The 24799-nt window shown below is 66.9% G+C and carries 17 protein-coding genes and 1 pseudogene; 7 read left to right on the top strand and 11 right to left on the bottom strand.

Annotated features, from left to right (window positions below):
* Positions 1-73 precede the first annotated feature (73 nt).
* The 3 genes and pseudogenes from ACH4F6_RS35780 to ACH4F6_RS35790 all read right to left on the bottom strand — a co-directional run bounded on the left by ACH4F6_RS35780 (position 74) and on the right by ACH4F6_RS35790 (position 6542).
* Positions 74-1942, bottom strand: coding sequence for a Helicase associated domain protein (locus tag ACH4F6_RS35780; RefSeq protein WP_397964567.1), 1869 nt, complete (start codon positions 1940-1942; stop codon positions 74-76).
* A 178-nt stretch (positions 1943-2120) separates the two neighbouring features.
* Positions 2121-3533: pseudogene (locus tag ACH4F6_RS35785) on the bottom strand (Helicase associated domain protein); the annotation flags it as partial.
* Positions 3534-3629: 96 nt separating this feature from the next.
* Complete coding sequence (locus ACH4F6_RS35790) at positions 3630-6542, bottom strand: NACHT domain-containing protein (protein WP_397964568.1); 2913 nt, start codon at positions 6540-6542, stop codon at positions 3630-3632.
* A gap of 123 nt (positions 6543-6665) precedes the next feature.
* Here ACH4F6_RS35790 and ACH4F6_RS35795 point away from each other — a divergent pair, with 123 nt between their 5' ends.
* From ACH4F6_RS35795 to ACH4F6_RS35810, 4 genes are all read left to right on the top strand, one after another.
* Complete coding sequence (locus ACH4F6_RS35795; RefSeq protein ID WP_397964569.1) at positions 6666-6875, top strand: hypothetical protein; 210 nt, start codon at positions 6666-6668, stop codon at positions 6873-6875.
* A 236-nt stretch (positions 6876-7111) separates the two neighbouring features.
* On the top strand, positions 7112-8272 hold the full coding sequence (locus ACH4F6_RS35800) for a tyrosine-type recombinase/integrase (protein ID WP_397964570.1): 1161 nt from the start codon (positions 7112-7114) through the stop codon (positions 8270-8272).
* Positions 8269-10764 carry a tyrosine-type recombinase/integrase gene (locus ACH4F6_RS35805; RefSeq protein WP_397964571.1) on the top strand — a complete coding sequence of 832 codons (2496 nt, stop codon included), beginning with the start codon at positions 8269-8271 and terminating at the stop codon, positions 10762-10764. Before ACH4F6_RS35800 ends, ACH4F6_RS35805 begins: the two co-directional genes overlap by 4 nt.
* Entirely contained in the window at positions 10761-11321 is a 561-nt protein-coding gene (locus ACH4F6_RS35810) for a hypothetical protein (RefSeq protein ID WP_397964572.1), read from the top strand. The genes ACH4F6_RS35805 and ACH4F6_RS35810 overlap by 4 nt, the downstream gene beginning before the upstream one ends.
* 41 nt (positions 11322-11362) lie before the next feature.
* Here the strand turns inward: ACH4F6_RS35810 and ACH4F6_RS35815 are convergent, their stop codons facing one another.
* The 6 genes from ACH4F6_RS35815 to ACH4F6_RS35840 all read right to left on the bottom strand — a co-directional run bounded on the left by ACH4F6_RS35815 (position 11363) and on the right by ACH4F6_RS35840 (position 18903).
* On the bottom strand, positions 11363-12583 hold the full coding sequence (locus ACH4F6_RS35815; protein ID WP_397964573.1) for a helicase associated domain-containing protein: 1221 nt from the start codon (positions 12581-12583) through the stop codon (positions 11363-11365).
* A gap of 368 nt (positions 12584-12951) precedes the next feature.
* Positions 12952-13929, bottom strand: coding sequence for a hypothetical protein (locus ACH4F6_RS35820; RefSeq protein ID WP_397964574.1), 978 nt, complete (start codon positions 13927-13929; stop codon positions 12952-12954).
* 196 nt (positions 13930-14125) lie between these two features.
* On the bottom strand, positions 14126-14875 hold the full coding sequence (locus ACH4F6_RS35825; protein ID WP_020937363.1) for a TatD family hydrolase: 750 nt from the start codon (positions 14873-14875) through the stop codon (positions 14126-14128).
* The gene (qatC, locus tag ACH4F6_RS35830) at positions 14872-16209 is read right to left on the bottom strand and encodes a Qat anti-phage system QueC-like protein QatC (protein ID WP_070201518.1); all 1338 of its coding nucleotides are present in this window, start codon (positions 16207-16209) and stop codon (positions 14872-14874) included. Before qatC ends, ACH4F6_RS35825 begins: the two co-directional genes overlap by 4 nt.
* Entirely contained in the window at positions 16206-16919 is a 714-nt protein-coding gene (locus tag ACH4F6_RS35835) for a hypothetical protein (RefSeq protein WP_397964575.1), read from the bottom strand. The genes qatC and ACH4F6_RS35835 overlap by 4 nt, the downstream gene beginning before the upstream one ends.
* A 1-nt stretch (position 16920) precedes the next feature.
* Positions 16921-18903, bottom strand: a complete 1983-nt coding sequence (locus ACH4F6_RS35840) for a P-loop NTPase fold protein (RefSeq protein ID WP_397964576.1) — start codon at positions 18901-18903, stop codon at positions 16921-16923.
* Between the two features lie 709 nt (positions 18904-19612).
* Between ACH4F6_RS35840 and ACH4F6_RS35845 the strand changes: the two genes are divergently transcribed.
* Entirely contained in the window at positions 19613-20380 is a 768-nt protein-coding gene (locus tag ACH4F6_RS35845) for a transposase (RefSeq protein WP_397964577.1), read from the top strand.
* Here the strand turns inward: ACH4F6_RS35845 and ACH4F6_RS35850 are convergent.
* Complete coding sequence (locus ACH4F6_RS35850) at positions 20370-20684, bottom strand: hypothetical protein (protein ID WP_397964578.1); 315 nt, start codon at positions 20682-20684, stop codon at positions 20370-20372. The two genes, ACH4F6_RS35845 and ACH4F6_RS35850, sit on opposite strands and share 11 nt — an antisense overlap.
* A gap of 98 nt (positions 20685-20782) precedes the next feature.
* On the opposite strand from ACH4F6_RS35850, the gene ACH4F6_RS35855 reads away from it, so the two are divergent.
* The gene (locus ACH4F6_RS35855; RefSeq protein WP_397964579.1) at positions 20783-22129 is read left to right on the top strand and encodes a hypothetical protein; all 1347 of its coding nucleotides are present in this window, start codon (positions 20783-20785) and stop codon (positions 22127-22129) included.
* Positions 22130-22906: 777 nt separating this feature from the next.
* Positions 22907-24007: a hypothetical protein gene (locus tag ACH4F6_RS35860; RefSeq protein ID WP_070201523.1), complete on the top strand. Its 1101-nt coding sequence runs from the start codon at positions 22907-22909 to the stop codon at positions 24005-24007.
* A gap of 39 nt (positions 24008-24046) precedes the next feature.
* Here the strand turns inward: ACH4F6_RS35860 and ACH4F6_RS35865 are convergent, their stop codons facing one another.
* Entirely contained in the window at positions 24047-24619 is a 573-nt protein-coding gene (locus tag ACH4F6_RS35865) for a hypothetical protein (RefSeq protein ID WP_397964580.1), read from the bottom strand.
* Positions 24620-24799 lie beyond the last annotated feature (180 nt).

Raw genomic sequence — 24799 nt, forward strand, 5'->3', positions numbered from 1 at the left:
CGCAGCCCGATCGCCTACGAGCGAGCACTCCACACAACATCAACTACGCTGGCCAAAGCCGCATAACCCGTGTTCAGGAATAAGGGTCAAGGCCCTGAAGACTCCCGTACACGGTGCACTGGTGCGACAGCCACAGTGCGAGCTCCGCTTCGAGGCCCGGAAAGCCACTCTGCGCATCCAGTGCGTGTCCGTTCTGCACCAGCCGACGGATCTGCGCGAAGGATCTCTGCCACTTCAGCGGCCAGGGCGGGTTCCACCACGGGTCGACGGCGGCAAGCGCGCGGGAGCGGTCTGTGGGCCTTGCGGCCCGGTGCGCCTTACTGCGCTGGGCCACCAGCCAGGTCCCCAGCGGATACCCCTCGTGCACCACCCCCTTGCCGGAGACCGCCAGGTGACCGTGCTCGGCGGCATAGGCCCGGGCGTGCGCCAGCCCTGTCTCGAAACGCGCCCGCATGCTGGCTCGCCGCGGCCGGGCGGTACGGGCTGCTGCGGCCGTGACGCCGATGTCCGCCAGCAGACGCTGCTGCTCAGGGTGGAGAGCGTCGTACTGGGTGCACTGCAAATACAGCCACTCACCGTTCAGCACGGCGGTCCCGGCAAACCCTGCGGCCGCATCCGGCGGACCGTCCACGGCGGCGTGATCACGCGCCCGGTAGTACGAGCGCTGCCACTGCACCGACCAGGGGACGTTCCACCACGGGTCCAAGGCCATCAGCGCCTCGACACGCTCCGGCGACAGAGCCCAGGCCCTGGTCTGCACATTGTGCAGCCATTCCCCAAGCCGGAAGGACCCCACCATGGTGTCCTTCTGAACAGCAAGGTTCCCGTGTTCGCGCACGTACTGGCCCGCATGCGCCAGGCCGGCCGTGAAGGACTCGTCCGACTGCCGGTTAAGTCCCCGCCGTCTTTTACCCTCCGCCTTCTGCCCGCCGACCCCGACGGACATCCGCGCGGCGAGCTCGTCCACCAGCGGGCGCAAACGGTGCGCCGGAGCGACCGCCCACATCGCCTGCTCTCCGTGCCTGGTGCGACGTGGCGGCCGCACGCACTGATACGCCCACGCGAACAAAGGCCCCGACGTCTCATCTGCCAACTGCTCCCTGTACCAGGGGCGCCCCACACAGCGCGCCACCGCCGAAAGCAGCACCGGCAGATCAGCCAGCCGGTACGGCACATGTCCCCGGGCGTCCGCGATCAGGCACTGCCGGAACCCGTCATCGGCCAGCAGCGTGGCGAGCGCAACCGTCTCCGGGTACGTCACCAGCTCCCGCGCCAGAACCCGCCACACCTCCGGATCCATCCGCCCCCTGCCCAGGCTCCGCAACCGAGAAGGCCACACATGTTCCCGCGACCACCCCTGCCACCACCACGAGGCGGTCACTGCTGCAGCCACCTCGAACGCCTCCGCAGCCACAGAAGAGCGACGCAGCAACCTCGCATGACGGCACTGGGCCTGCACCCACTGCTCGCCCCCAGCCGGCAACCTCACCACCCGGCCGGCCGTGCCCGGCGCCTGCATCAGCCACCGACGGTGCAGCGCGCACATCCGCTGCTGCGGTTCCAGGTACAAGCGCGCGTCCTCGGCGCGCCCGGCTGATCGCGCCGCGCACTCCGGACACGCCGGCCCCCAGGGCACCACCTTCTCGGCAGTGTGATGAAACTGGGCCGCTGGCCCTGAGGCGAACCGCTTCCGAGGCTCCTCCTGTTCCCAGGCAGGCAGCGCCCGCCGCAGATGACGCTCCGGCACTCGGCACAACTGAGACACCCGATCCCGAGCCTGCCGGTTCAGATACACCTCACTGTCCAGCCGCGTCTGACCGGTGATGTTCGACAGCCCGCCTACCTCAGCGATTGCTGCCAGCAGATCCCTGAGCCTTACGCCATAGCGTGCAGCCACCCGACTCAGAAACGACTGCGTCATCTCGCCTTGCAGCGGTGCCACCCGCCACACCCCACCTGCGAGGGAAACCACCCCCGCCTCTAACGGCGCCAACTTCCGATTCCCGCCGCCCATACCCCACCCGGCCTGTTGATCTGCAACTCCCATAACCGTCAATCGGCCTCACCCGTTATGGGGCCACCAGCCACGGTTCGGCGGAAAAGCTGCAAACCTCGGGCCCCTACGCCCACTCCACGCCCAGCTCCCGCAGCGCGTCCAGCTGCTCCTGGGCGAGCCTGTCCCGCCTCGCGCGGGTGTTCGAGACCCATACGCCCAACTTGACGGCCACCGGCTCCGCCTTGCCGTGGACGGCGATCTCCTCACTGTGGCCCCTTGGTACTGGCCGCTGGCCTTCCCGTTCCACCCACTGTGCGAGGGCTGTCAGGCCGAGTTGGAATGCCTGCTGCGCCTTGCTCCGGCCCTTGGCCGCGCGCTTGGCCATCGGGGCGGGAGACGGCGCCTCGGCGGGCGTGACGCCCAGATGGGACAGCCGTTCCTGTTGCTCGATCGACAGCAGCTTCCAGGTGGCTGGCTGTTTCTGCCGCTGGAGCCATCGCCCGATGTCGTCGCCGTCCATCAGCACGCCGGGTGCGATGTCGGGCAGGTGGCCGTCGGCCTCGACCAGGTCCGCGAGGATGCGGTAGTGGCGTTGCCAGTCCAGCGGCCACGGGCAGTTCCAGTCCGGGTCGATCGCCGCCAGCTGCTTGGCGCGCTCTGCCTCCCGCCCCGCGTTCTTCCCGAGGCCGCCCTTCCGGCGCAGGTTGGCCATGTGCTGCCCGATGGGCACCGTCGCCTCGCCTTCGCCCCAGAGAGCGTCCTGGCGCGGGGCGAGGTGGCCGGTGGCCTGCCGGTAGGACCGGAGGGTGGCGAGCTTGGTCTCCCATGCCTCTTCGCCCGGTTCCCACACCATCCCGGCCTCCGGTGCGTCCAGCAGTTCTTTGCGGTGAGGGTCGAGATTTGCGGCGCGCAGTGCTTTCCGCTGCTGGTGGACCCATCGCCCAAGTGGAAAGGATTTCGTTGCCCCGACTTCGACCTCAACGTCGTAGGGAACGGCGTGCAGGCCGGTGATCTCGTTTTTCTTCCGCCAGCGGATCAGTGCCTGGTAACCCTCCAGCCAGACGAGGGACTCGGGCCGGTAGACCCGGGTGCGGAGGAAGGCTGCGATGGTCGCCGCGTGGCGTGGGCTGGAGAAGTGGAGCAGCGCGGACTCGGCAGCGGCCTGGGTGTCGTCGTGCTCCTGGTCCTCGCCGTCGACCGTGGTGCCGATGATCCGCCCGTCTTCGTCGCGCCGGAGGTGGACCTTGCGCTTTCCGCTGGTGCGGGCACGGGAGGCGAGCTGTTCGACGAGTCGTTCATCATGACTGCGCAGGCCCTGGAGCACAGCCACGAGGAGGCGGAACGAGGCACTGGCGACCATGTCCGTCGGGTCCTCGCCGGGCTCCAGGAACACGGGCACGATAATGCGGGCGACCTTTGTGGAGCCGTCGCGGTTGAGCCTGAGCGCGCGGCCGATGTTCTGGACGATCTCTACCTGGGAGCCGCGGGTGTCGGCGAAGCAGACGGCCTCGACTCCTCGTTCGCCGGTGATGTCGATTATCTAGGGGTGGAGGGGGCGTGAGGGATGTTTGTTCTGGTCGCGGCGGATGGGCGCCGAGGTCGGATCCGGTGCGGGACTTGGGCTGAGGGCGGTTCAGATGCTCGTTGTCCGTGGGCGTGGGTACAGCCGGACTGCTTCTGGGGTGAATCGTTCGAGGCCGGTGACGCTACTTGCGTAGCTGACGGAGATTTCAAGGCCCTTGATCTGACTCAGGGGGGTGATGTCAGTGGTGTCTGACTGCACTCTTTGGCAGTTAATGAAGAAGCGCTGGAGGTTGGGGAATAGGTTCGGAATCAAGTCTAGTTGTGGGTCTGACGGGGATATAAGTCGGAGATAGGTGACGCTTGATAGGGATACAGCATGCTTAAGATCGTAGCCAGAAATGCACAGCTCTGTCAGGTGGGGGAGCGTTGCAATTTCTTGCCATGCTGCGTTATTCAGCCCATCGGCTATTGTCAGTTCTTGCAGTTGTTGCCACCTTGAGATACCCCTCAGAGAAGCGTCGGTCCAGCCCAGATTCAAGGATGTCAAACCTTCCGGCGCCGGCACTTCCGCAAGGCTCTCTGACGGTAGGTGTGTATAGAAAGAGAGACTAGTGAGCTCCGGCAATGAATTTAGCGCGTCGAAGGAGAATTCGCGTGGTTGGTTAGTGAGGCTCAAGCTGGTGAGAGAGGTTCCTGCGAGATCTTCAAGGTGTGCTAGTTGCGCGCACTCGGATAGTTCGAGTGTCTTCAAGGCAGGGAGGTTGCGGATGAATTTCAGATCCCTGAGCAAACGGTCTGAGGAGATGTGCAGTGTGTGGGTGTGCTCGGGTGAGAGGTGCTCGGAGATCTGATCTTCTGTAAATTCTCCTTGAAAGCGGATGTGGGTGATGGGTTTAAGGAGTTGCAGCGCGTTGCGCTGATCATGGGTGCGTACGTCCATATATAGACGGTTTTTCCCTCGATAGGGGAGCAGGATGTCGCGGGCGTATTGATCAGCTTTGAAGCGCTCCCAGCCCTCACATAGTTCGTGGGGTGTTGAGTCAGGAGGCAGGGACTGCGCAAAGCGGCGGAGGAAGCCGTATGCCTGGTCGCCACCGATGGCGGTGGCAATCTTGATGACTGGACCCACTTCGTCGTCTTCCAGGCCTTGGGGCTCGGGGAGCAGATCTAGGATGCCCGGGCCCAGCGCGGCAAGGTCCTCTGCTTCCTCAGAGGATCGGGGAGGCATCAGGACACGCGCCCGCTGCTCGACCAGTGTGCGGGCGTCGGGTGCGATTTCGGTGGCGTACTGCAGGCTGGCGGCTGCCAGAAGGTGGAGTCTGCCCTTGTGTTCGTCGTCGGCATCACCGCGTTCGACGAGGCGGCGGAGTAGATCAGCGCTCTCGGCTGGGCGGGCGTGGGCGACGGCCATGCGGATGACGTCTTCCCACTGGTCGTCGTGGGCGTTGTTGACCAGCAGGGGGAAGTCGTGGGCTTCGATGGCGGCTTTGGCTCCGAGGTAGTCCTGGAAAGTGCGGTGGACGAAGTCGATGGTGTCGGCGGTGGGCTGGCGTAGGAGCCCGCTGCGGCCGACCAGGTGCGTCAGGACCTGGTCGGCAGTGCCCTGCTCGGCTACGGCCTGCATGGCCGGCAGCGCATCGTTGACCAGAGCTGTGGCGGTGGCCCGTTCCATCTCTGTCTGGCGGTTGCGGATGAGCCAGTAGGCCAGACGCTGCAGTAGTTGGACGCTTTGGTGTTCGGTGAGCTGAATGCCTTCCGGGACGTCGATGCTGCGCTCGAGGTCGCGGCGCACGAGCAGCATCGACAGTGCTGCCTCATACAACTCCATTCGGCTGTGAGGCAGATGACCGCGGCGGTCCCGGTGCAGTGCGCAGATCAGCGCACACATCAGGGGGGTGCTGGACAGCTGCGCCAGGTCACGCTGAGCACGCACGGTGACCTGAAGCGCTGCTTCGAGATCATGCAGATGTGAGTGTTCGGCGTCGGTTGTCGCATTGTGTCGGGCTGCGGTGTGCCAGCGGTGAACGAAGACCGCAGTGTCTGCGGTACTCATGGGTCGTACTGACAGTTCGGTGAAGCGCGACGAAGTCAGCCAGCCTTCTGGAACAGCGGACGGACGCGTGGTGACCACGAAGTGTGTGTCCCTGTAGGCCGCCAAGAGCCGCTCGAGCCAGTCGCGCGTGGCGCCCCGATGTTCTTGAGGAACCTCGTCGATGCCGTCGACCAGGACGAGTGCCTCCCCTCTGGCGAGCACGGCATCGGCCCAGCCTTCAGGTTGTGAGGCGGCCAGGGGGCTGCCGAGCGCAGACAGGAAATCGTGCGGATCCGGAAGGGGGCCACGCCTCACCAACGTCCGCAGGGGCAGGATGAACGGAATCCGCCCCCGCCAGTCCGCCAATTCCTCCGGCAGTTCATCGCGCGCCGTGGCGACAGCCAGCCACTGCAGCAGTGTTGTCTTTCCGCTGCCAGCGAGCCCTCGCAGAAGAACCCGTCGGCAGCCGGCCAACGCGTGCTCGGCACGCTTGACCACGATGGACGGCCGGTTCGCCTCCTCACTGCCCGCAGGCCAGTCTTCCGGCCGCTCCGCCAATTCCAAGCTCAAGTACGCCGCGTCGAGCGGCCAGCGCGCACGTTCCGGCCGACTCAGGTCCAGCCCTACGACGGTCAGCTGAGAATGCCGTTCCGTGACGTAGCTGAGGTAGCGCTCCTCGAACGAAGGCTGCACTTTGGGACGTACCGACCTGCGGGTGGCTTTCCTCGGAAAGCTTTCGCGCACCTGCGGTGCGCGGGCGGCGGCTTCGCGCAGGGCAACCAGTGGCTCCAGATCCGTGCCCAGCGCCTTTGCCAGAGCCGCCAGCGTGGCTTCGGTGGGCACCGTGTGACCGTTCAGCGCCTGGCTAACCGTTGTCCGTCCCAGCCCGGTCCGCTGCTGCAACCCACCCATCTGCAGACCCCGCTGCGCCCTGAGGGTGCGCAGCCGTAGCGCGAGTTCCGCCAGCGGGTCCTCGTGCACGTCCCCCATGTCCTGCTTCTCCGTCTCCCAGGCGACCGTCTTCGTTCATCTTTGTTCGCCCTGAACCCCGGTGAACACCGGAACCGCGAAATTCGCCGAAGTCCCCGTCGTCGGTTGTCCTGGGAAGAAGGCATGAACACCTCATCCACTCACCTGATCCTCCTGGCCCTGCTTCTGGCCGTCGTCGGTCTCTTCTGCACGCTCGTAGGAGCAGCGGCCGGTCTGCTTGCTCGTATCGACGGAGCCACCTATGCCACCGCTCTGTTGCGCGGTGCCGTGGCCTTCGCGGGCAGTGCCACCCTGTCCTTGGCTCTGCTGACCTTCGTCCTCGCGGTGTTGTGAACCGAGGATGCTTTGTCCCACTTCTGCAGACGAGAGCACGGCGCCCGCCGGTGGCGGGCGCTCTTACTCCTCGGCGCTGTGGCCCGGGCAGTGTCAGGGGCGTCGAGGGCAGAGCGGACCTTTATTCATGGGTGGGGCGATGTGTGAGGTGTGTTTGGGGTGGTTTTCACCTGGTCGTGTGGGAGTTGTCCGGAAGCGGGGGCGGCCGGGGGTGCGGGGTTGGTTGTGTTTGGTGGGTGGAGCAGACCTACGTAGCTGAGCGTTCGATCTCCCCGGCGACCGGTGTGGAGCGGTGGGTGGTGGCCGATGCACGTACCTATGACCTGCATGTCGAGGCGTGTGCGTTTTTGGCGGGGTTGCGTAGCAAGGGCCGCTCGCCGAACACGGAACGGGTCTACGCGGGCCGTCTCGCCCTCTATCTGAACTACTGCACCCAGCGCCGTATCGAGTGGTCGTGTCCGAGTTTCATGGCTCTGTCCGGGCTGCAGCAGTGGCTGGTCACCACGCCGCTGCCGGCCCGCAGCCGCCGCTCCCCGACCACGGCTGCGCCCCGCTACCGTTCGCAGGGCACGGCGAACGCGGTGATGACGGCGGTCACGGACTTCCTGCGCTTCGGGGCGCTCCACGGCTGGGTCCCGGCCCAGACGGCCGGCTTGCTGTCGGAGCCGAAGTTCCTGCGGTTCTTACCGGCCGGGTACGACGACGGCGAGCGCGGCCAGTGGCGCCAGGCCCAGGTGTCGGCTTTCCGTTTCCAGGTCAGCGAGCCTGGCTACGAATCCCTGTCCCCGCAGCAGATCCGCCGCATGATCGCCGATACCCCCCGAGCACGGGACCGTTTCCTCATCGCGCTGCTCGCCGCGACCGGCCTGCGGATCGGGGAAGCCCTGGGCCTGCGCCAGGAGGATCTGCATTTCCTGGCCTCGTCGCGCTCCCTGGGCTGCCCCGTACAGGGCCCGCACCTTCATGTGCGGCGCCGCACCGACAACCCCAACCGGGCCCTGGCCAAGTCCAGACACTCCCGCTGCCTCCCCGTCACCCCCGACATCGTCGCCTTCTACACCGACTACCAGCACGAACGGAACCAGGTGGGCGCCGCGGCCGATACCGGCATGGTGTTCGTGAACCTCTTCCGCCCGCCGCTGGGGCGGGCCATGACCTACCCGAACGCCAAGAGCGTCTTCGACCGTCTGGCCTGCCGTGCCGGGCATCCGGCTCGGCCGCACATGCTGCGCCACTCCGCGGCCACCCACTGGCTGCGTGGGGGAGTGGACCGGGACGTGGTGCAAAAGCTGCTGGGTCATGCCTCGCCGCTGTCCATGGACCGCTACCGCCACGTTGATGAGTCCGAGACCCGGGCGGCTGTCGACCGGGTCCAGGCATGGCGGGAGGACCAGTGAGTACGGCTGGTGCGCCTGCCGTCGCACGTTCCGCACCGACGAAGGCCTCGAAGAAGTCGTGGGAAACGTGGCTGCGTGCCCACATCGATCCCGCGTGGCGGCCGGGGGAGTGGGACAGTGCCAGATGGCTGTTCACGGGAGACCTCGACAACCCGCGCACCTCGTCCTCCCGGTGCCGCACCCGCCGCTGCGACGTGATCGTGCGTGCTCAGGAGACGTTCTGTACCTACTGCTCGGACCAGCGCAGAAAGAGCGGCCTGCCGCGGGAAGAGTTCGCCGCCACTTTCACCCCCGCCCGTTCCAGATCCCTGCCTCTGGCGGTCGTCGGGCCGTGCACGCTGACCCGGGACGGCGTGCGGTGCGTACGCCCTCAGGTATCGGGAGGCCTGTGCGCCGCCCACCACGGATCATGGAAGTACCACAAGTCCAGAGGCACGCTCGAGCGGTGGCTTCGCAGCCGGGCAACACCGTTCACCGAAAACCCGGACTGCATGGTGACCCACTGCTCCGGCTGGGCGATGAACTCCAGTGGGCTGTGCAACTACCACTGGCGCGCCTGGAGAGCGGAATGCCGCTCCAGCACCGACCCCATGCCTGCCGCCCAGTGGGCACCGCACCAACCCCTGTATCTGCTGGCGCACCAGTTCCACCTCGCCCCACTGCCCCAGCTGCTGCGCTGGGAAGCGCTGTACGCCGTGCAGCAGATGGACCAGTGGGTACGTGCCCTGGAACCGCACTGGATTCGCGGCGTGATCAGCCGCCTCACCACGGCCGACACGCTTCTGGACGCTACCAACGCAGCCCGGCTCACCAAGCCGCACCAAGCTGCCGTCCGCACATTGGAGAACCTGCAGTCCGCCGCCCGCGCCGGATACAGCGAGTTCTCCGGGATCGCCCTCATCGACCAGGATGTCATCGATCTGCGCGTCCTCGGACTGCGCCACAGCGCCTCCGGCAAGCGCCGGCATCTGCCCGGTCGCGTCGATCTCCGCACAGTCCGCCAGCCCTGGCTGCGCCAGGCGCTGCGTCATTGGGTTACCACCGCCCGCCCCACCACGGAAGACTTCAAGCGCACTTTCCACGCGACGACCATCGCCTCCACGGCCCTCGCCCAGCGCGCCGACGCCGGCGACGATCCTGCCGCCCTGGCCTTCGTCGATGCCACCTTGGCCGTCGACGCTTTCCGTGCCGCGCGCAAACGAGACGGCACCCTCTACTCGTCCTCCTTCCGACGCAGCCTGCTGGGGATGTTCTTCCAGCTCATCGCCTACGGCCGCCGCTGCGGCACCCTGGATGACCTGGCCGGCACCTTCACCCGCGTGCCCGTCGAGCACGTCATCTCCGTGGAAGAACCGAATGAGGACTTCATCGGGAAGGCCATCCCCGAGTCCGTCATCCGGCAACTGGACGCCCACATCGACGCCCTGAGCACCGGAAACACCTACGGCTGCCGCGACATCGCCACAGACGCCCGGCAGCTGCTGTACCGCACGATGTACATCGTCCTGCGCGACACCGGGCGCCGCCCGCTCGAGATCGTCTCGCTGGCCCGTGACTGCCTGGAAACCCACAACGGCCAGCCCACCCTGATCCGGGACAACCACAAGAGGAAACGCCACCGCCGGCGTCTGCCGATCACAACCTCCACCGCCGACGCCATCCGAACCTGGCAAGCCTGCCGCGACCAGCTGCATCTTCCCGCCAAGGGAGACCGATACCTCTTTCCGTCCCTCACTCCACTGAGCGACGCCCCCCATATCTCCAGCACCTACCTCAGCGACGCCCTCAGGCTCTGGGCAGATGCCCTGCCTCCGCTCCACGCCGAGGGCACCGACTCAAGAGGGCAACGCCTGCTCTTCGACCGGTCTTTGATCTACCCCTACGTCTTCCGGCACTCCTACGCCCAGCGCCACGCAGACGCCGGCACCCCCGTTGACGTGCTGCGCGAGCTGATGGACCACAAATCCATCGCCATGACCCAGCGCTACTACACCGTCTCCCTCAAGCGAAGGAGCGAAGCGGTGGCCAAACTCAGCGCACACGTCCTCGACCAGCACGGCCACCTCAGCCCCAGCTCGAGCACTGCCTACGAGATGCGCTCCGTCGCCGTTCCCTTTGGCGGCTGCACCGAGCCGTCGAACGTGAAAGCCGGCGGCCAGGCGTGCCCCATCCGCTTCCAGTGCGCCGGTTGCGGCTTTTACCGCCCCGATCCCTCCTACCTGCCTGCCATTGAGCACCACATCAACGAGCTACGAGCGGACCGCGAAACCGCACTCGCCATGGGTGCCGCCGAGTTCGTCACCACTGCCCTCACCGCACAAATCACTGCTTACCAGCGTGTCATCGACCGCATGCACAAACATCTGGGATCCCTCCCCGCTTCCGAACGCGCCCAGATCGAAGAGGCCAGCACTGTGCTGCGCAAAGCACGAGCAGGCGACAACCACACCCTCCTGCCCCTCACCACTGCCCGGCCGAAGGACCCGCGATGAATCCCCGCGGCAACCCCGCCCCCCTCGCCGAAGCCAGACGTCGCCACAGCCTCGACAAACGAGCCCGTGTCCTAACTGTTCTCGCCACACTCGAGAAACAGGAAAAGCCGCTCACCTTCGCCGCAGTCGCCCGCGCCGCCCGAGTCTCCACCTGGCTCACCTATGCCCCCGGCGTACGCGAGCACATCGAGGCAGCCCAACTACGCCAAGCTCACAGCACCCCACCCTCTGCCACGGCAAGCCCACCCTCCGAGCTCAGCCTGCGCACCGAGCTCGAAACCGCCCGGAAAGAAATCAAAGACCTCCGCGAGGAACGCGACCGGCTCCAGGCAGCCCTGCGTCACCAACTCGGCCACCAGTTCGATGCCGTCCACGCCTCTGTCGCAGCGACCAGAGCAGACGAACTGACCACCCTGAATCAGGACCTCACCCGCCAGCTACAGGAAGCCTCCTCCGAGAACGCCATATGCCGGGCCCGCATCACAACTCTCGAGGAAGACCTGACCGCCGCCCGCACCAGCCTCCGAAGGATGATCCGTGACGAAAACCTTCGGTGAGCGTGAGCGAACACGGTTCATCGCCAGCACAGGGGCCCGCATCATGCCCAGCGCATGCCGATGGCGGAGAGCTGTTCCATGCGTTCGGGGGAGAGCGTCGCCGCTCGTGAGCGTTGGTTGCTGACCCACGCCCCGAGACGGAGCTCGCGTAGCTCCTGGTCCTTGCCGACGAGCCGTTCGATGTGTTTCCTCGGTACGCGGAGATGTCCCTCGCGCTCGTAGAACTGGCGGGCTGCCGCCAGGTTCAGCGCCCACTTGTCGGCCTGCGTACGACGCGGCTGCGGCTTCTCCTCCTCGGTCGCGGGTGTGATCCCGAGGACCTGCTCACACATCCACTGCTGCACGGTCGTGAGCTTGTCCCAGCCCAGCCGCTGCGCCCTCACCCATCGTCCGAGGTCTTCGCCTTGGTGCACGACGTTGCCCGGCGAGGTGGGCAGCGTGCCGCCGGTCTCGAGGTGGAGCCGGACCAGGTGGAAGCAGCGTTGCCATTCCACGGGCCAGGCCGGGCACCAGGCGGGGTCGATGTCCTCCAGTTGCTCGCGCCGCTCGTCCGGCAGCGCGCCGGCCGACGACCCCACGGGGAGGCCCTCGGCGCGCCGCTGTTCGATCTCCTGAGCCTTTCGGGCTGCGGCCCGCTGGTTCTTCAGCCAGATGCCCACCCGGTATCCCTGGTAGGTGGCATCGCTCGGCGCCAGGAGGTGGCCCGCCTCGGCCGCCCACCCGCGCGCCGCAGCGAGTCCTTCTTCCCAGGCGACGTCGTAGTGAGACCAGATCATGCCGAGCTTCTCCAGCTGGACGACACGGTCGGCGCCCATCTCCCCGCGAGCGTGGAAGCGGCGGGCGCCGGCGATCCATTGCCCCAGCCGAAACCCGGCGAGCGAGGCCGGCCACCCCTCAGCTGTAGCCTCCTGGTCGTCGCGGCCGGGCACGCGGTACGTGAACGGCACGCGCAGGTCGCCGTACAACCGGTTGTAGGTGACGGCGGCCTCGATGCCGCGCCGCCAGTGGGCGTGTTCGGGGTTGATCACGCGAAGATTGATGAACGCGACCAGCTGCGCGGGGTCGCGCGGTGTGGAGAACTTCAGCAGGGCCCGGGCCGGCACCGACAGACCACGGTCGCTTCGGTCGCTGTCGACTCGCTCGTCCTCCGCGCTGCTCGAGCGGGTCTGGACGCCTCGAACGCTGCTGCGAGCCTGCTGCTCGGCGAGCTGCTTGTGAAGTGTCTCTTTGATGCCAGGGGCCTCAGGTCGCTTCTCTGCCACCATCGGATTCCTTGACCATGTGCTCTGACCTGGTGAGATCCCAGTTCGGCCTACTGGCGTCTAGTGGCACCAGTTGCTGGCAGATAGTGGCACCAGCCCAGGACAGATTTGCGGCACTTCCATTAACTAACGATCACGGTGAGGGTCCGCTTGGTGGTGAGGGCTGGGCTTGTTTGTCGAGCTATGCGGTGGGTGTAGGGGCAGAGGCCATGTTGGGGGAGGCCTGGCTGCGGGCGGTGTGCTGTACGGGGGTTCACGGCGTGGTCGGCCGGGACATTGGACGCCCGTTCCCATCCATCGGCACGGCGGGCAGCACCATCGTGGCGAGTCAGCCGCAGGCCGGCCCGTGCGTGCATTTGGGTATGGCGCTACTTGCCCCTGAGGTCATCGATCCGACGCTGTTCCCACCAGTCTTGGATCATGTCGAGGCGCTTGACGGACGGTTCGATACGGCTCAGGGCTCGGTCCAGGTTGAGGAACGGCACCATCAGGCCGGTGAGTGACGACGTCTTGGACTTCAACCCCTCTGCCTGCCTCGTCCAGGGGGCCAGGTGTTTGGCTGTGTCGCTGAGGCCGGTCAGCATGCGGGCCATGTCGTCATCTGGCGGGGCCGCGGCCGTTTCACCGGAGCTTTTGGAGCCGAGGAGTTGTTGGGCGATAGCTACGGCTGTGGAGACAGCCTGGACTCGCTTCGTAGCGTGGTCGTGGAACCGGCGGGCCATCGATGTGAGATCGATGTCGACGCCTTCGGTCAGGCGGCCCCGAAGCTGGTGTGGCGTCACGATGGGGGCGGGGTCCGACGAAGCCATGACCCAGGCGATCGGTTTGTGTCGGGCGAGGAGTTCGTCCGCCAACACCCGGTAGGCCAGTACAAGGTCTGCGATCAGGTCGGGTTCCAGGGTGTCACGGTGGTAGGCCGCGTTGCGGTATTCGTGCAGCCGGTCGAGTACGTCGCGTTCGTGGTCCGTCAGCACGCCCCGCTGCCTCAGGAACTTGGTCTTCTGGTCCAGGTGGTTGTCCATCTTTGCCCGCCGGTCCGGGCCTACATACTGATCGATCAGCTGACTCAGCTGTCCATCGAGCTGCCCGCCGCTGTCACGGAACCTTTGCATCTCTTCGATGGTGCTGTCGGGGATCTGGAAGGCCAGTTGGGCGTTGACCTCACGGCCGATGATCACCTCGACTAGATGGTCCAGGAGGATGAGGGCAAGGCGATCGTGTGCTTGGTCGCCTGCCTCGGCACATCGCCGGATTTCGGCTATTTCGACCGCGAGCCAGTTCCATTGTTCGGAGTTCTGTGAGGCCGGGCGGTCCCAATCGGAAGCGAAAGGCTGCATGAGAGGCATGACTCCACCCTTTCATCCCTCCTCCGGGCGACCATCAGGTGAGATAGACAGCCTTGAGGCGAGGCGACCCACCGCCCAAGGGCGGACGGTGCGGCCTTCGCGCTTACTGGTCCGTGCGGGATTTCCCACGCTGTGGTTGCTCAGGGCCCAGCCGCGACCATGAGGAACGGGGCGTGGGAGGCGCTTGACGCTGCGGTCACTGGGGAAGTCCGGTGGTGTCGAGGAAACGCTGCTGGTTGCCGTGGATGTGCCGGGTGGCTTGTTCGGGTGTCAGCGCCCAGCGGGTGGCGAGGCGGGCGACGACGTCGGAGAGGTCTGCCGGTCGAGCGGGGTGCCTGTTGTGACGGGCGAACGGGCCATCGGTCTCAAGGAGGACACGGTCGGGCGGCAAAATTTCGAGGAGGGCGCGCCCTTTTTGCGAGGTGGTCATTGCCGGGTTGACGGAGAACCACAGTCCTGCGGCCAGGGCCTCGTCGACCAGGGCCAGAGGGCCTGTGTACCAGTGCAGGATCGCGGCGGTGACTCCGGCCTGGGCGAGTCGGGAGAAGGTGTCCTTCTCGGCGCCGCGGCTGTGTACGGTCATGGGCAGGTTACGGGTTCGGGGATCAGCGAGGACGGCCTCGAGGACTCGCAGCTGTGCGCGTCGTGTGGTGCGTCCGGCGGGGGAGTAGTCGAGCCCAATCTCACCGACCCATGTGGTTTCGGGCAGCATGCGCAGAAACCGGGCGATGTCGGCGGGAGTAAAGCTGTGGGCACGTAGAGGATGCATGCCCAGTGCCGGGTGGACGCCACGGCGTCTACCCAGCCGGGCTCGCAACAGCCGGTACTCTCCAGGATCCTCGGTGACGGCCACGACGTCGACGCGAGCCTCGGCGGCCTGGCGCAGGACGGCTACCGGGTCGTCGTAACCGGTCACGTGGCAATGGCTGTCGAGCAGATGGTTCACGAGGCGTGTTCCAACAGTCGTGCGAGCTGCCCCTGCGCGCCCGAGGTCAGCCAGGCGCGGATCTCGGCGGTGCCGCGCCGCCATACGTCGATGTAAGCGGTGCGCTCGCCACGGGGCAGCGGGCCGTTGCGCAGGACGTCACTGGTGGGCCGGCCAAGGCGGGTGCCAGCCACAACAGCACGCAAGTCAGCGCTGCGGCCGGAGTCCGGATCCAGTAGTTCGGGATCGTTCAGCGCATCCCAGGCGTAGTGCCTGGCGTCGTCCCAGCCCGCCCGGGACATCGACGCCCGGCGGATCAGGCACGGGAAGCAGTAGCCGCAGTTGCCCTGCGGCCGCTCGGCGTAGCGGGCGGCCTCGGGATGGGAGCAGGAGATGCTCTGCGGTGCGAGTTCCCGCAGAAGCGGCTGATTGCGGCTGCCGACGAGCATCTCGCCCTTGGTCTGCAACCGGTAGGGGTTGACCAGCCGGTTGTGAACGCCGACCGCCTCCTTCACCTGTTCCAGCAGCGCCAAGTAGTGCGGATGGGTAGTGCGGGTGCTGAAGCTCCCGGCCCGAGCACGGGTGAGGGGCACGTTGATGCCGATGTAGCCGTTCTCCGGGAGGTAGACCGGGACGTTCGGGCCGATGGAGGAGGCGATCGCCAGGGCGGTCGACAAGAACATCAGTGAGCGTGAACGGGTGGTGGTCTCACGGCCGTCGGGCAGTGGTCTGGCCTGGGACGGATGCGCGGGCGCCGGCCGCAAGAACAGGCGCAGCGAGACCACCCGTGAGCCGTAGTGACCGCGTAGATGCCGCAACAGACGGGCCTGAGCGCGTGGAGTCTGGCCGCCCTCGTAGTGCGACAGGAGACATAGGCGCCGCTCAGGGTCCTCCTCCAGCAAGTCGATGACCCCACACAGGGAGTCCAGGCCTCCCGAGAACAGGCACACACCGTCCGCAACGACCCGCCCCTGGCCACTGTCCGAACCATGCGGCAGAGGTGCGGATCGCTGAGAGCGGGGATGCAGAGTCCACCGGTCGCCGGTCAGGAAGCGCAGAGTTGTCTGCGAGGCCTCCACCGGCCACCTACCGGCGTCTTCTGCCGGGAAGACCAGAGACAGATCACGTGTCCAGGCATCGTTGGTGCGGCTGCGTTCGCTCACTCTGTCGCTGATGTAGGCGCCGACCGCCATGATCATCAGGTCAGCCGCCTGACGAGTGGGCCGGAAGGAACGGAACAGCCCAAGGCCGGCCTGCACTGTGCCCTTAGGCGAGCCCGGGGCGAAGTCCAGCAGGATCCCTTCGGGCGGCGCGGGATCGTCGAACTCCTCGGTACGCACCGTGAACTGTGTCATGCCAGCCCCTCCAACGCCTGGTAGGCCAGTTCCACGGCATTCTCAACAAGAGCACGGCCGTCTGGGCCCGACCAGTCCAAACTCAACGGCTGCGCAGGCATCTGGATGGCCACGCAGTCCTCGATGATCTGGCGCATCTGCCCGTCAGCGCGGCGTGCAGCCTCGGGGTCGGCGATGGCGCCGAGCCGTTCGGCCACCACCGGCACCCGGTTGTAGATGTAGTGCGTCAGGAACAGTTCGAGCAGCCGCTCCACATCGTTGCGGTCGGCTGCCTCGCTTTCGAGCTCCTCCCAGGTGTCCGCCTCGCCAAACAGTTCCTCCAGAACGTCGCAGACCGCGTCCCGGGCCGCCTGCCCGTCCAGGTCGCCCCCAGCACCAGCCAGTTGCGTCACCAGCTCATCGACGATCTCGAACCGGTCCCGCCCGACCAGGTCGCCCAGCGACGCCTGACGCAGCGCCTCGCCCAGCCCGTCGGCGGCCACCCCGGACAGCAGGCCGCCCAGCCGCTGGGCCGTGCTGCGCCCGGCCGCCGCGCCCGCGGCGGCGGCCGCAGCGCCACCCAGGACCGGAACGTGGCGGGCAAGGACGGCGGCAGCCCGGCTGCGGGGAGCGGAACCACGGCCGACGTCGCGGGCGTATGCGGTCGCCGCGTGCTTGAGAGGCGTCCACGCCCCGCCGGAGCCACTGGTGCGGTCGGTGGAAGTACCCACTTCAGCTACGCCCTTGCCGCCGGCGCACGTCGCGAGCCTGGCGCACGAACGCGCCTGCCGGGGTACCTGTGGACTCCCAGCCGTCCAGCAGAGCCGTCACGGAGGGGTCGGTGGGGGGCAGCCGTCGCACCAGGGTCGAGAGCTTCGGGCGCAGGAGCTCCAAAGGGACGAGTCTGAGCCGCTCGCAGACGTCCCGAGCGATCGCGGGGATCTCGTGACACAGCTCCGCCGCGCTGTCCGTGGCCGGTCCCGCCGGATCACGCTGAACCACCTGCATAAGGTGCTCCACGAGTGTCGGCAGATCCTCAGCCGCCACGGTCTGCTGCACCTGTCGCACCGCGGCCCGGCGCCGGCCGACGACGTCGGACTGGAGCAGGCCGAGCAGTTCCTGGACATGCGCGGGCAGAAGCGCCGTGGTGGCCGCTAGCCTCAATTTGGCCCGCGCGAACGTGAAGTACGGGCCGAGATCTACTGCGGCCAGGGCGGGATCCATCCGAAGCCAGGCGTCGATATGCGGCATCTCCGCCCAGGCGCGAACCTCCTCGTTCAGCTCGCCCGTGGCGGTGCTCTCCCCGCGAGCCCGCCCTCGCCTTGGGGGACGTCCGTCCGAGGAGGCGCGTGGCTCCTCGGGAGTCTGGCTGTCGCCCGATCCTCTCTGAGCGGCCGTCGCCGCACCGCGTGCGTGCCGTTCGGCGGCTTGGAGATGTCCGTTCCCGCCCGATCCCAGTGCCTGGACCTGCCAGTCGAACAGATTCTGGAAGTCGGTCAAGTACTGCTCTTCCAGCACCATGAGCTTGGCCAGGACCGCCGCGTCCAGCCTCGTGCCCCGGCGTTCGGCGCTCGCCAGGCGCAGGGTCAGCGTGTTCAGAAACCGCTTGATCTGCCGAGGATTGCCACGCAACGTACTGCCGAGCACCGGGGAGATCGCCGCCGCCCACGTCATGTCCTCGTACAACCGCGTCGGCATGCCAGCGCCGAGCGTGGCAGATGCGATGCCCGCATTCAGAGCAACCCCAAGGGCGCTTTCGCGCCTGCGCAGGTCAACTGCTTCGCACACCCTCTCGAACTGCTCCCGCTCAAGGTGCAGTTGCGCCAGCAGCAAATGCATGTATGTCTCGGCTTCGGGCGCGGACAACACCGGAATGCTGATCTTGACCTGGAGCATCTTCTCCAGATACTCCGCGCCCAGACCAGACGTTCCGGGGCGGCCGAGGCCCGGGTAGCGTCGGTCGATGGCGGCCTGCACGACCTCGGGGTGGGCAGCGATCACGAACGCGCTTTTCTCCACGTTGAGGAAGAGACGGATCGCCTCAAAGGTGTCAACGACCGTATGTGGCAGGCACCGGTCCAGGTCATCGATCAACACGATCACCGCCCGAACCTGCTCCAACGAACCCACTAAGCTGGCGAACTCCTGCCGGAACGCCCCCGGGTCCGCGGGAGTGCGGTTCTCTTCCGCGCTCTCCCCGACAGGCTCCTGGTCCGGGTACGTCCCCCCGACAGCGCTCTGGGCGATGGTGGAGGCCACGTCAGCCAAACCGGGATCGAGCGCGCCGGCAGCCATGGCCGCGCCGGCGGGCAGTGCCGCTCCGACCAGCATCTGTACCGGCCGCCGCAGGCTCCGGGCCACTCGTCTGAGTCGGCCCGCCTCCACAGCCTCGGCGCTGCCCTCATCGGCTTCTTGCTGCAGGCGCGTCAGCACTGCCTCCATGAGCGCGCCCTTGATGTCCTCATAGCCTTCGTACTGCCACGGGCTGAACGGGACCACGACGAAATGTCCGGCCTCGTCGGATGAAATGGTCGACAGTTCCTTCGAGACGATCCTCAGCAGGCTGCTCTTGCCTGAACCCCAACCACCGAGCACACCCAGCGTCAGAGGCAGGAGCCGCTGCTGTGTCAGAGCAACGACCATCTCGTCAACGAGGAAGTCAAACCCGAGAAGGTCCAGATCCGTCTCGTTATCCGACCACACGCTGCCTCCCACGCCCTGATCTGCGTTGGCTCCCGCCCAACACGTCCATGATCTTAGGCCGAAAGGCCGAAAAAGCGCCCGGTTCGACGGAATTGGTGTCACGATGCAACTGCCCGGCACCTACAGACCGCTACCAAGGCCGCATCCGTCACTCACGGCCTCCAGCGACGTACGTGACACGGGCCACGGCCGCCTTCGTGGCGAGCCCCCATCACCGGAGGAGGACCCGCAGCACACGCTCGTGGCCCCCTTGCAGAATCCCGTGTCTTCGCCGGTAACTCAGTCGCCCCCCTGGAACGGGCCACCGTTGCCGACATGCAGCCCAAGCTTCCGGCGTTGGCATTTCTGCTGCTTGCAGACGCGGAGACGCTGCCATGATGCAGGTCCGGAACCGGCAGCGCGCTTGCGCGAGAGACTACACATTGCGTCCCACCAGGCCTGGCTGGGATGCCCTCGCCGCACTGCTGTGTGACGCTGCCGCTCGAGCGCTGTTTCGGAGAAGGGTTCAGCGGATAACTGAGTCCCCTCGCCTACCGAACCGCCCAGCGGAAACAGTGGCAACTGCCCCTCCCGCTCCGACATGTCGGCCCGCGCCCGATGTCCGGAGTGCAATGAACATCCTCAGCGACCGTCGGCCGAGGCTCGACGCCGGACCAATTGTCAGTAGCGACGGCTAGAGGTTGTCCCGTAACCCGTGTGGCGGTTGCTGCGTTGCCTGGGCATGGGTGGGGTGATCTCAGCGGATGATCCGAAGTGGATCGAGCCGTTCTCCGGGCTGTCCGAGGTGCAGTTCGCAAGTCTGGTGGCGTTGGTGCGGCGCCGTGGCGGCGGCGTTCAGCGCGGCCGTCCCTGGCGACTGCCGCTGGAGGGCCGGGTGCTGCTGGTGGCCACGTACTGGCGGACGAACCTCACCTTGCGGCAGATAGCGCCGCTGTTCGGGGTCTCGAAGTCCGCGGCGGACCGCATTCTCGATCACCTCGCACCTCTGCTGGCCATCTCGCCAGCTCGTCGACCGCGCAAGGACACCGTCTATATCGTCGACGGCACCCTGGTGCCCACCCGCGACCGCAGCATCGCCGCTTCCAGCAAGAACTACCGGTACTCGACCAACCTGCAGGTCGTCATCGACGCCAACAGCCATTTGGTCGTGGCGATCGGGACCCCGCTGCCCGGCAGCCGCAACGACTGCCGGGCCTTTGCGAAGTCCGGTGTCGACCGGGCCTGCCGCGGCGCTCCGGTCATCGCCGACGGCGGCTACCAGGGCACCGGCCTGCTCATCCCGCACCGCAAACAACGTGGCCAGACGCATCTCAGCCCGCAGCAGGAGGCGGAGAACGCCGTCCACCGCCGGGCACGCGCCCGGGTTGAACACGCCCTGTCCCGGCTGAAGAATTGGAAGATCCTGCGCGACTGCCGGCTCAAGGGCACCGGCGTTCACCAGGCCATGCTCGGGATCGCCCGACTTCACAATCTCGCTCTCACGGGATGAGCTGGCTCTGGTTCACAGCGAAGGTGTCCCGTCCATCCGGCGTCGTGACCCCGTTCGGCGAAGTGGAGATAGTCACGACTCCGTCGCCGGCCGTCGCCTCGATGTCGCCCTGGACCTCGCACGCCACCGTGACCTTCACCGGGTAGACCGAGTCTGGAGTCAGCTCAGCGACCTGCGCGAAGATCGAGCTCTTGTCGATCAAAGACCAACGTTGGCCCGCAGCGTCAACGAACTGAACCTCGACGATGCCAGGAAACGGCTCGTCATCCACCCAACGAACCGCTTCACACCGCAGCTCAGGCACTCAGGCTCCCGTCCTAGGTCCGGTCCCCAGCGACAACGAGCGCCAGTATGCCTGAGATCCCAGGCCTCGTTACGGGACAACCTTTAGCCTCAACCTTCATGAGTCTTGCGCGCCGACCGGCTAGCGAACTTCCCGGCGGCCCCGCCCAGTTGCGGTTGGTCTACAGCCACGGGCACCCCGCCGTGCCCTACGAGGACACCCTTGAGCACTGGCGTGTCTCCATCCGCGCCTACCACGACGAGGAGGAGGAATGCGCCGACGGCTGCACCGATGCGTGCCAGCAGCTCATCGGCAACGGCAGCGAGGCCGGCTGGCTGCGTCTGTGGCGGCTGCGTGACAACACCGGTGCGGATCGCTGGATGGTCGCGGACGCCCAATCGGGAGACCTGGAGAGCATCGCGGCCACCGTCCTCGACGACGGCGAGTATTCCGATGCCTTCCAGGAGATCATCGACTGCCCGGTGGGGGATCTGCTCATCCTGGACCGGGTGTTCCTGGCCCGTCCCTGGCGCGGCTTCGGCCTGGGTCCGGTGTTCGCCGCCGAGGCCATCCGCCGCCTGTCCGGCGGCTGCTGTGCGGTCGCGGCCGAGCCCGGCATGGCCGAATGGCCCGAAAACCGGGACGAGGTGAATGACGCCGACCGCGCCACGGCCAAGGCCAAGATCGCCGCCCTGTGGGAGTCGATCGGCTTCCACGCCTTCCACGGCGGGGTGCAGCTGCTCGATACCAGCCTGCAGGAGTCCATCGACCTGCACCGTGCGCGCCGCAAGGACCTGGAGGACCTCTCCGCCGCCTACCGGGCCCACCTCGAGGGCCGGCCCGCTCTCCCTGAGCTGGCCGTGACCCCGCCCGCCTCGCCAGCGACTCCCGTGCCGGCCGCTACCCGTCAGCCGCCCGCGCCCGCCCCGGAGGCAGAGGCGGAGCCCGGCGACGGACTGGCGGCCGCCGCGAGCCTGTCCGACCTCCAGCGGAAGTGCAAATTCTCTGGCTGGAGCCCCGGCGACCGCGCCGCCGCCCTGGCCGTCGCTGCACAGGCCACCCACGACACCGACCTGCGCCAACTGGCCGCCCAGGTCAAGCACGTGCACTTCGGCCTGCGCGACGCCTGGACCGACGCGATCACCTTTCCCGGCCGCCTCTTTAACGTGCATCCCTTCCGGGAAAACCCCGCCGCCCTCGGGCCACTGGCCGGACTGTGGGTCTACGGCTCCAATCTCAACGGCCGTTACCGGGGCCGCTCCCACGCCGTGGGCGGGGACTGCCAGCACGCCCGCCCCCTCACCCCGGACACCGAACGCATGACCCTGGCCGACCTCCTCGACCTGACCAGTTTCTGGGAATGGAACGGCCCCAGCTGCTCCTTCTGCCACGGATGGTCCGGCCAACGCCTGACCCCCGACCAGCACACCCACTACCTCACTGTCCTCGCTGGCCACCAGCGCTGACCGCGGCGATCACGTAACCGGCCACGGGTGCTCACCGCGATGCTCCCGGCCCGGCCGGGCCGCAGGAAACGGGAACGCATGCAAGATCACCAGACCGGACGCGGCCGTGCAGGGCAGCTGCCCGACCGGCTGCGTGCCGTCGGCCCGGGCTGGTACCCCTGCTGCTGCGACTGCACACCCACCTCCTCGCGTGGGATGCCGAGTACCGGGTCGAGGTTCTCAAGGAGAAGTTCGGCGCAGCCCGCGTGCACATCGTCACTGACTCGGGGGCATCGGATTCCGAGATGCGCAGCCTCCTTGTCCTGTCCGGGGAGGAACAGCCCGCGACCGTCTGCGAGTTCTGCGGGGCAGTCGGACGCCGTCGGCGCCGCGCCGACGCCCCGTGTGGCTGGACCATGGCTGTGTGCGATCCCTGCCAGACCGCGTGGTCCGTCACTCCATCCTGATCGTCAACGGCGCAGTGCGCCACCACCGCAGGCAGCGACGGGACACCAATGAAAGGCGACTCCAGGGGCCCCCGCAGGGTGTGCCGGCGGCTGTCCGACAGGTCCGCGCCCAGCGGCCGTCGCCGATCCCAGCTCTGCGGTCGTTCGCTGCCCGGCTGTACGTGTCTTCCGGCACCGCGCTGGTCTGCGGAGCCAAAAACCTGATGTGCCCGGCATCGACTGCTGACACCATGCCGTCAGCACCTGCCCGGCCCCTCGCCGACACCAAATTTGGAGCGGTGGCTTACGACGGGAGGCGACACTGCCCCGAGCACCCGGAGAGAGCACAGCCGTGACGACAACAGCCCCTGGCGACGACATCGCCTTGGCCCTAATTGCGCAGGACATCATGTTCCTGCGACGCTTCGCCCAGAGCGTCACGGTCGGGGCCTTGGACGAGGCTGTCGTCCCGGTCTTCTGCATGCACAACTACATGTGCCTGATCATCCACGAGTCCCACCGGGCACTTCGCCAGGTCGCTCCCGACCTCGCGGACGCCCTCGCCTACGACTGCGCGCCTGCCATCGAGCGCGCTCGGCACTCGGTCAAGCTCTACGACGACAAGTACAAGGAACTGGATGATGTCGGCGCCGACTTCCGGCGCATCATTGAGGAACACCGTCAGGAATTCCTCGGCAACACGTGGCTGCCACTGGCTCGGCCGCTGGAGAGGGATCTCGTCCTGTGGCGCTTTCGCGGCAGGCTTGTCTCGACCTCTCACACAGCCAGCTTCTTCCTCGCATTCCCCCCGCAGGCTTTCAAGAACAAGGACGATCTCGGTCCCAGGCTGCATGCCGTCGCCGTGGAACAGGGCAGGTACATTGGCGCGGCGGCAGAAGGCCTGCCCTGGCAGGGGCAGCCCGTCCTCGACGTGATGAAGACAACGGACCGCACGGAGAACAAGGTGCGTGCCGAGAAGCACTACCGGCGAAGCTTCGATCCCGCCCTCCGAGAGGAGATCAAGGCCTCCCTGACAGCCATGACCTGTGCACTGAACACCGCTGCCGTCCTCCTCGCCGACGACACCAACCCCTCCTCGGCGACAACACTGTTCAAGCTGCGCTACATCACCCTTCATCACGTCCTCTCCAGCCTCGGCAAGCTCGATGACCAGTACGGAGCCGAACTCCGCACGCCGGACCGAGCGCTGCTGAAGGACATCCTCGACGCCCCGATGAGCAACCTGATCCTTCAGGCTCACAGAGGCTTCAGGAACACTCTGGTCCACTACCGCCCCACGCGGGACGTGCAGGAACGACTGTCTCTTGACGCACCGCTCTACGGCCTCTTGGACGCCTACTTCCCAGCAGATGAAGCACGATCGCTCGGCGACACCCTTGTGCTCCACACCGCTCACGTCGCCGACCGCATGAGCGCCTGGTGCGACAACTGATCGGCAGGACCTACGGTGCGCCGTCCTGGGCGGTGGGAGTCAGCCGAGCCAGTGGACCAGGCGCGCCGTGTTGTGCACGGCAAGGGCTCGTTCCTCAAGACCGAGCGCGTACTGTTTTGCCGTGTCGTCACCGCGGGTCAAGAGCAGGGACGACAGGCCGATGAGCCGGGCGCTGCCCAGGCAGGCGACGTCGAGGGCCAGGGCCAGCATCTCGGGGGAGATGTCGTGGGCCCTCAGTGTGCCGTCGACGTAGCGGGCCATGTGCGCGAGCCCGGTGGGAGTGCTCTGGGTGACCTGACTCAGCAGTGAGTACGCCACCGGTAGCCAGCCCGGCTCGGGGGAGGGCTCGCCCATGGCCAGGAGCAGCTCGTCGATCGGCGGCAAGGGCTTGCGCCCCTTCGCTATGGCTTGTGGCCCTTCGACCACGCTGTCAGGCAGATGGAGCAGCTGCTCCGCGGCTTTGAGGGACACCTCGTTGCTGGAGAACAGGGCGGGGGTCTTCTTCTTGCGGGCGCGGAACTCGTCGAAGTAGCGGGTGGAGCGCTGTACATGTGCCTCGTCGTCCTTCTGCTCCTGGGCCAGCCAACTGTCCCTGCGCCAGGCGGGCCTCACCCTGGCCCAAATCCCGCAGGGCGACAGCGACACCGCCTTCGAAGCCAGTCAGGACCTCGGGCGACGCTGTGAAACGTGAAGTCTGCAATGAGCGATGGTCGGGCGGCGTTGTCAGTGGTGCCTGAGACAGTGGTGGGGTGCACAGCCATGCAGAGCGAGCCTTCGATGATGCAGTGCGGA

The organism is Streptomyces sp. NPDC017936, from assembly GCF_044328485.1.
Lineage (GTDB): Bacteria > Actinomycetota > Actinomycetes > Streptomycetales > Streptomycetaceae > Streptomyces.

Coding starts and splice junctions, on each gene's coding strand:
- ACH4F6_RS35790 (WP_397964568.1), bottom strand. CDS start 6,542: ATGGGGGACGTGCACGAGGACCCGCTGGCGGAACTCGCGCTACGGCTG.
- ACH4F6_RS35795 (WP_397964569.1), top strand. CDS start 6,666: ATGAACACCTCATCCACTCACCTGATCCTCCTGGCCCTGCTTCTGGCC.
- ACH4F6_RS35810 (WP_397964572.1), top strand. CDS start 10,761: ATGAATCCCCGCGGCAACCCCGCCCCCCTCGCCGAAGCCAGACGTCGC.
- ACH4F6_RS35820 (WP_397964574.1), bottom strand. CDS start 13,929: ATGCCTCTCATGCAGCCTTTCGCTTCCGATTGGGACCGCCCGGCCTCA.
- qatC (WP_070201518.1), bottom strand. CDS start 16,209: ATGACACAGTTCACGGTGCGTACCGAGGAGTTCGACGATCCCGCGCCG.
- ACH4F6_RS35845 (WP_397964577.1), top strand. CDS start 19,613: ATGGGTGGGGTGATCTCAGCGGATGATCCGAAGTGGATCGAGCCGTTC.
- ACH4F6_RS35855 (WP_397964579.1), top strand. CDS start 20,783: ATGAGTCTTGCGCGCCGACCGGCTAGCGAACTTCCCGGCGGCCCCGCC.